2 protein-coding genes are annotated in these 3,213 nt (G+C 62.2%); both read right to left on the bottom strand.

The genetic code is table 11. The features are described from left to right. On the bottom strand, positions 1–1,535 hold a 1,535-nt coding region (locus NW856_RS02885; protein WP_414398998.1), incomplete at its 3' end, for a hypothetical protein. Positions 1,536–1,857: 322 nt separating this feature from the next. Next, complete coding sequence (locus NW856_RS02890; RefSeq protein ID WP_414398999.1) at positions 1,858–3,147, bottom strand: peptidase C39 family protein; 1,290 nt, start codon at positions 3,145–3,147, stop codon at positions 1,858–1,860. Between the last annotated feature and the right edge of the window lie 66 nt (positions 3,148–3,213).

Consider the following 3,213-nt stretch of genomic DNA (forward strand, 5'->3'; position numbering starts at 1 on the left):
TCCTTATCCACCGCCAGAGCCGTGGGCTGCAGGAGCTGGGCCTGTTCTGCTGGGCCATCGACGGATCCCGGCTGGCCGGTGCCGGCAACCGTGGTCACTTCACCTGCAGGGGTGATGCGGCGGATGCGGCGATTGGCGCGGTCGGCAACGTAGAGGCTGCCATCTGAACCCAAAGCCAGCCCAGATGGCTCCCGGAACTGAGCTCGGTCAAGCCCCCCATCTCGGTATCCGGCTATACAAGTGCCGGCAAAGGTGCTCACCTGTCGTTGCAGGTTGATATAGCGCAGGCAATGGTTGCCGCTGTCGGCCACCCACAATCCCCCCTTGGGATCCCAGAGCAGCCCCTGTGGGGAGTCAAACTGAGCTTGATTGGCTGCTCCGTCGCGGCGGCCTGCTTGGCCTGTGCCGGCCCAAACTTCCAATTCCCCTTCTGGAGAAAGCCGAAAGATACGGTGCTGGGCTCTATCGGCTAAATAGAAGGCTCCTTCTGGATCCACGGCAATGCCGCCGATCTGCTGCAGGTAGATCCTGGACTCGGTGCCGGTGTCATCAGGGGTGTTGCCAACAGGATCTGCTGCGGGGGATGTGCGGCCATCCAGCAAAGTTTCCACCACCCAGGCCGATGCTGCCGGAGCAGTGGGGGTGGGAGAGGGATTGGGGGAGGGAGTAGCTGCAGGCCAATCGTAGACCAGTGTACCCAGCCCTTGCCCGGAAGCATCCGCAACGGCAACCCAAACCGAGCCGGAAAGAGAAGAAGGCGGCATCACCACCAGGCGGTCACCGCTGCGGGAGCGAATTTCCCCCTTCAGGATGCGCTCGGGATTGGCTGCTGCAGCAAAGAGAACTGTTTCCACCCGCTCCAAATTTTCCCCTGAGAGCAGCAACGGCTGGCCAAGGGTGGGCGCTGCCGAGCTGGTGTGCAGCAGCGGTACCCCCACCTCAGAGAGCACCAACATCGAAAGGCGACGCTGACGCTCTGTGTCTTGGGGAGGACGGTTAGCACCGCCAGAACCCCCAGAGCGGACAGAAAGGGTCAGGGATCCCTTCCCTTGCGCCAGAGTGGTGGATCCCCGATAGGCAATGGCGCTGAGCTCCGCTTCTCCGGCGGGGGGGTTGGTAAAGGTGAAGGTGGCCGGTTGCCCTGGGCGCAGAGGGGCAGTGGCGGTTTGGCGATAAGTGCCCAGGGTAATGCTCAGGTCGATCCCTTCCACCCCCGGCCAGGTGGGAGTGCGAGCCAGCCAGCGATCCACCTCTGAGGCCGGTAGCTGGGCCACCAGATCGGATCCCTGTTCCTGGAGCAGCAGAACGATGCGGTTGCTGGGCACCGACAAGCCGGACTGGCGGGCTTGCTCGAAAGTCAGAGAAAGCGGGGAGGGAGGGAGAGGAGTTGGAGTTAAAACCGGCTGTAGGGCCGCAGGGGGAACAACGCTGGGAGACAGACTAGAAGAAGAAAGCTCGCCACAGCCCGAGAGAGCCAGCACCAAGGCACTCAGCGCAGGCCAAGGTAGCGGTGTCAGGGAAGCCCGTCGTGGCATGATGCAGCTCATCCCCTCCCACAAACTGGGAAATGGCGGAAACCCAAACCCCCACGCTTACCTTCATCAGCGTACAAACCGGCGAGAATTGCCCAGCACCCTCTCTGCCGCAGGAGCCACCTCGACCAATGCCTTGGCCCCTGAACCGCATTCCTATTCATGACCAACCATCCTCACCCGCAGGTGAGTCGCACTCCTCACTCCATCTATCCTTACTCAAATCCCCACCGAAAGACCAGATAGCAGTTTCAGCGGCCAGGAAATCATCCAGGCCATAGCGGTAGCGCTGTAAGTCGATGCTGCCCGCGTTCGCCCGGTTCGGCTATAGAGTGGGGACAGGCCACTCTCGCGGATGAATCAAGTAGACGGTACCCCCGGAGTGCTCCAGCCACAACGACTCTAGCTGTTCGCGGCGGTAGGTACGGCGAACCTCTTCGTTGGTTTTGGCCGCCGGATCGTGGACGATGGGATCCCCGTGGCTAAACTGCTCCGCACCGCTGCCGCGAGCAAATCCCACCAGCACCGCCAAATGACCCTTGCTTTTGGGGATCGGCGCCCCTTCCAGTTCTCCCTCGCCCCAGGCATAGCTGAGGACCACCGGAACCCCTGCCGCGATCCAGGCTTCTGCTTGGGCCAAGCTCTCCAGCCGCGCCACCACGCCGGACAAACCCTGCTCGGCAGCATGGGCGACGTTGAAAACCCAGTTGCCATGGCCGTCGTAGACCCGGTCGTACACACCGGCCACCGCTGCGCGCACCAGCAGCTCACAGGGGCGGGGATCCCGCTTCCAGTAGGCCATCACCATCGCCAAAGAGGTGGGGCTACACCAGACCTCTCCCCCATCGGGGTACACCATCTGGGAGCACCAAGGCAGATCCAAGATTTTGCCCCAGCGGCTGGGATCCCCAGGGGATAGGCGGCTGGGCCTGACCGGCTCGTTGGAAATGGCAACTGCCACCTGATCCACAACGGCAGAACGGCCTGGCTCTTGCGTGAACAGGCGCACCCTGACCTGGAAGGCTTCTGCTCCGTTGAGGGTATCCTTGAGCACCAGCAAGTCCGTGTACAGGTTGCCATCCTCATCCTCTTGTCCTTGCACTGAGTGGCTGGCCAGAGTCAAGGGATCCGCAGCCCATACCCCGCCGTGATACCACTTTGTCCAGCGGTCTGAAAGCTTGGCCCGAATCCACAGTTCCAACCAGGTGCCGGGGGGCGTGGTGGCATTCCAGGAAGCGATTGCCCCGACCATAGGGAAGCTGGTGGGGACTGCTGGGCTGGTGGCTTCTCCCACCCAGTAGGGGCCAAGGGGATAGAAAGGGCGCCCCCGATCGCGTAAGCGGGACGGAGTCCTTAGCGCCACCTCAGGCTCTTCAAGGCTGACTTCTTGCCGCAAACCCTCTGGATCCAAGACCAATTGCCCTTGGGCGTTCAGGCGGATCCCTTGGGTTGACCAGTGCTGAAACCCCTGAGCTTCTCCTGCCCGCCAGCGCTGAAACCCGGTGCGATAGGTGGAGTGGGTCTGGGCTTGCATCGTCAAGAGTCCTGGAGAAGTTGGGACAGGCTGGGCCAACGTGGGCAACCCCAGCAAGAGCAGCACAACCCCGCTGACCAACCCAGACAGCCCTTGCCGTTCGCGTAAGCGGGACGGAGCATGACTCTAGTCAATAATAAGCTCAAC

The sequence above is a fragment of the Synechococcus sp. R3-13 genome, assembly GCF_047462195.1.
In the GTDB taxonomy this organism is placed as follows: Bacteria; Cyanobacteriota; Cyanobacteriia; order Thermostichales; family Thermostichaceae; genus Thermostichus.